This is a genomic window from Streptomyces sp. NPDC057654, assembly GCF_042800135.1.
Taxonomy (GTDB): Bacteria; Actinomycetota; Actinomycetes; order Streptomycetales; family Streptomycetaceae; genus Streptomyces.
Genome location: NZ_JBHVHQ010000771.1, coordinates 1 through 4,150, shown reverse-complemented (window position 1 = coordinate 4,150; position 4,150 = coordinate 1). Strand labels below are relative to the sequence as shown.

Genomic DNA, 4,150 nt, shown 5'->3' with positions numbered 1-4,150 from the left:
GATCAATCGCGTCAATACCTCATGATGCCCAGTGGTCCACTGAACCGAAGCGAACCGAAGCGAACCGAAGTCATCCAGCGATCCACAATGATCCGAAGTGATTGAGCCTCCCCCACAGGGAAAGGGCTGGTTTTGTCGGCGAATCAGACGTTCCGTAATTCTGCCTCCGATCGCACCTCCGCGACGCGGAAGCAGACCGCCATCGAACCGCTGAAGAACCGCGCGGCGCCAATGGAGTTGTCCTTCTCCCAGCAGCGGCTGTGGTTTCTGGCGCAGTTGCCGGGCGCGAGCGAGGCGTACCACATGCCGCTGGCGCTGCGGCTGCGCGGACCTCTGGACCGGGCGGCGCTGACCCGCGCTCTGGACGCGCTGGCGGCCCGGCACGAGGTGCTGCGGACCCGGTTCCCCGCCGCGGCGGGCACGCCCTTCCAGGAGGTCGGCCCGGCCGACGAGGGGTTCGCCCTGCGCGCCCACGACCTGTCCGGGCTGCCCGACGCCGAGGAGCGGCTCGGGGAGCTGGCACGCGAGGAGGCGGCCGAGCCGTTCGACCTGGCCGGGGCCGCGCCCGCGCGCGGGCGGCTGATCACGCTGGGCGCCGACCACCACGCCCTGTTGCTGACGCTGCATCACATCGTGTCGGACGGCTGGTCGATGACGGTCCTGACGCGGGAACTCGGGGAGCTGTACGCCGCGTTCCGGCGCGGCGGCCAGGACCCGCTGCCGCCCCTGCCGGTGCAGTACGCGGACTACGCCGCCTGGCAGCGGCAGGGGCTGTCCGAGGACGGCCCGGCCAAGGCGGGCGCGTACTGGAAGTCGGCGCTGGCGGCGGCCCCGGCGCTGCTGGAGGTGCCCGCGGACCGGCCGCGCCCGGCCGAACAGGACTACCGCGGCGGGTCGGTACGGCTCGATTTCGGCGCGGAGCTCACCGACGCGCTCAAGAAGCTGGGCCGCCGCAACGGCAGCACGCTGTACATGACCGTGCTGGCGGGCTGGGCGCTGACCCTCTCCCGGCTGTCGGGCCAGGACGACGTGGTGATCGGCACGCCCGTGGCCAACCGCCGCCGCAGCGAACTGGAGGGCCTGATCGGCTTCTTCGTCAACACGCTGGCGCTGCGGATCGATCTCTCCGGCGGGCCGGCGGTGGCGGATCTGCTGGGGCGGGTCCGGACGACCGCGCTGGCCGCGATGGACCACCAGGACCTGCCGTTCGAGCGGGTCGTGGAGCTGGTCAACCCGCCGCGCAGCCAGGCCCATACGCCGCTGTTCCAGACGATGTTCGCCTGGCAGACCGACGAAGGCGGGGCGGGCGGCGACCTGGACCTGCCCGGCGTCGAGGTGTCGCCGCTGGAATCGCCGTACGAGGTCGCCAAGTTCGATCTGACGCTGACGCTGTCGGAGGAGGACGGCCGCGTCACCGGCAGCCTGGACTACGCGGACGCCCTCTTCGACGCCGCGACCGCGGAGCGCTACGGCGCCTACCTGCGGCGGGTGCTCACCCAGATGGCCGAGGACGCCTCGCGACCGGCGCGGGCCGTGTCGCTGCTGGACGAGCGGGAGCGGCGGCAGGCGCTGGTGGACTGGAACGGCGGCGTCCGGGCCGGTGCGCCGGGCGGTGTCGTCGAGCGCTTCGAGGAGCAGGCGCGGACCAACCCGGGCCGGGCGGCGCTGGTGAGCGCCGACGGGCAACTGGACTACGGCACGCTGGAGCGGCGCGCCAACCGGCTGGCGCACGTACTGATCGCCCGCGGGGTGCGCCCCGGACAGCGGGTCGGCCTGCACGCGGGGCGCTCGGCGGGTCTGGTGGTCGGCATCCTGGGCGTCCTCAAGGCCGGGGCCGCCTATGTGCCGATGGATCCCGTCCTGCCGGTGGAGCGGCTGACGGCGATGGTGGCGGATGCCGCCCTGGTGCTGAGCGACGCCGCCGAGCCGCCCGCGGGCTGGTCGCCGCTGACGGCGGTCGAGGCCGAGGGCGTCGGCGAGGAGCCGCCCGGCATCGTGAACGACCCGGCCGGACTGGCCTATGTGATCTACACGTCGGGTTCGACGGGCCGCCCCAAGGGCGTGGCGGCGACCCATGGCAACGTGCTCAACCTGCTGGACCACGGGCTGGGGCAGTTCGGGGCGGAGCCCGGCGAGGGTGCGGCGCTCTGGTCGAGCATCGGCTTCGACTCGTCGGTGCAGGAGACCCTGCTGCCGCTGACCACCGGCGGCACCCTGCACCTGGTGCCGGAGGAGCTGCGCGGCGACCCGGGCGCGCTGATGGACTGGCTGCGTACGCATCAGATCGTGCAGACGTTCCTGCCGCCGGCGTTCGTCAAGTGGATCGACGAGGCCCCCGAGGAGCGTCTGGCGGGGCTGAAGGTGCGGCAGTTGCTGACGGGCGTGGAGTCGCTGCCCGAGGGGGCGCTGTACCGCATGACGCGGCTGATGCCCGAGTTGCGCGTCCTCTACGGCTACGGGCCGACGGAGACCACGGTCTACTGCACCGCCTACGTCGATCCGACGCCCGCGGCACGGCAGTGCCCCATCGGCCGGCCGCTGGCCAACACCCGTGTCTATCTGCTCGACGAGCGGCTGGAGCCGGTGCCGGTCGGCGTGGCGGGCGAGCTCTACGTCGGCGGCGCGGGGCTGACCCGCGGCTACCTGGGCCGGCCGGACCTGACCGCCGAGCGGTTCGTGCCCGACCCGTTCGTACCCGGCGAGCGGATGTACCGCAGCGGCGATCTCGCGCGGCGGCTGCCGGACGGCGACATCGAGTTCCTGGGCCGCGGCGACCGCCAGGTCAAGCTGCGCGGCTTCCGCATCGAGCCCGGCGAGATCGAGGCGGTGCTGCTGGAGCAGTCCGGCGTGCGCGAGGCGGCGGTGCTGGCGGATGACGGGCCGACCGGCGAGCAGCGGCTGGTGGCCTGCGTCGGCCGCGGCGAGGCCGAGCCGTGGTCGGCGGGCGAGTGGCGCGAGGCGCTGTCGCGGCGGCTGCCGGGCTATATGCTCCCGGCGCTCTTCGTGGAGCTGCCGAGCCTGCCGCTGACCGTCAACGGCAAGCTCGACCGGGAGGCGCTGCTGGCGCGGGCCCGCGACGGCGGCCCCGTACAGGTCAACACGGCGAGCCCGCGCGACCACATCGAGCTGTCGCTCTATCAGATCTGGCAGCGGCTGCTGCTGCGTTCCGAGATCGGCATCCGGGACAGCTTCTTCGACATCGGCGGCAGCTCGATCTCCGCGATCAAGATGGCCCACGCCGTCCAGGAGGAGTTCGGCGAGAACCTGCCGCTGCGGGACATCATGCTGCACCCCACCATCGAGGAGCTGGGCGGACGGCTGCGGCGGGGCGCCGACGGCAGGCCGCCGAGCAACCTGATCGAGTTCCGCAAGGGCTCCGGGCCCAACGTGGTGTGCGTCCACCCGGCGGGCGGCACCGCCTTCTGCTACCTCTCGCTCGCCAAGGCGCTCGGGCCCGACTGCGGCGTCTACGGCATCCAGTCGCCCGGCGTGAACCCCGGCGAGACCTTCCTGCCCACGGTCGAGGCCATGGCCGCGTCCTATCTGCGGCTCATCGAACCGCTGCCGGACGGCCCGCTGGTCATCTCCGGGCTCTCCTTCGGCGGGCTGATCGCCCACGAGATGGGCAAGCAGCTGGCGGAGGCCGGGCGCACCGACTTCAGCGTCGTCCTGCTCGACGCGCAGGGCAGCGACGACCCGGACAACCGCCCCGGCATCGAGCACGTGAGCATGGCCGAGTTCCGCGACAAGCTCGTCAGGTTCAACGGCATGTACCCGGGCATCGACGACGAGCAGATCGAGCAGTACTACCGCATCTACTGCCACAACCGGGAGTCCGCGCGCCACTACCAGCCGACGTCGACCACGGCCCGGCTGTATCTGATGCAGGCCGTCGAGGGCGCCGAGGAGGACTTCCTGGCCGACGTACGCGCCTTCTGGCGCCGTCGCGCCGAGGGCGACTACCTGGTGGAGCCGATGACCTGCGACCACTGGGAGCTCCTGGAGGACGACGGGATTCCGCAGGTGGCCGCGGTGATCGAGGCCGAACTGGCCCGCATCACGGCGTCCGCGTCCCGTACGCAGCCGCCGCCGGAGCGGAGGCTCGATCCGGTCCCGGCGCGGGAGAACTGATGACACCTTCATCGAAACC

General features: G+C 72.4%; 1 protein-coding gene. It reads left to right on the top strand.

Translation table 11 applies throughout. The features are described 5' to 3' along the window. Positions 1 to 231 precede the first annotated feature (231 nt). A complete protein-coding gene (locus tag ACFU99_RS35475) occupies positions 232 to 4,131 on the top strand; it encodes an amino acid adenylation domain-containing protein (protein WP_384400282.1) in 3,900 nt (1,299 codons plus the stop codon). Positions 4,132 to 4,150 lie beyond the last annotated feature (19 nt).

What these genes read in the sequence shown, in the direction of transcription:
- ACFU99_RS35475 (WP_384400282.1), top strand. Translation starts at nt 232, where the DNA reads ATGGAGTTGTCCTTCTCCCAGCAGCGGCTGTGGTTTCTGGCGCAGTTG.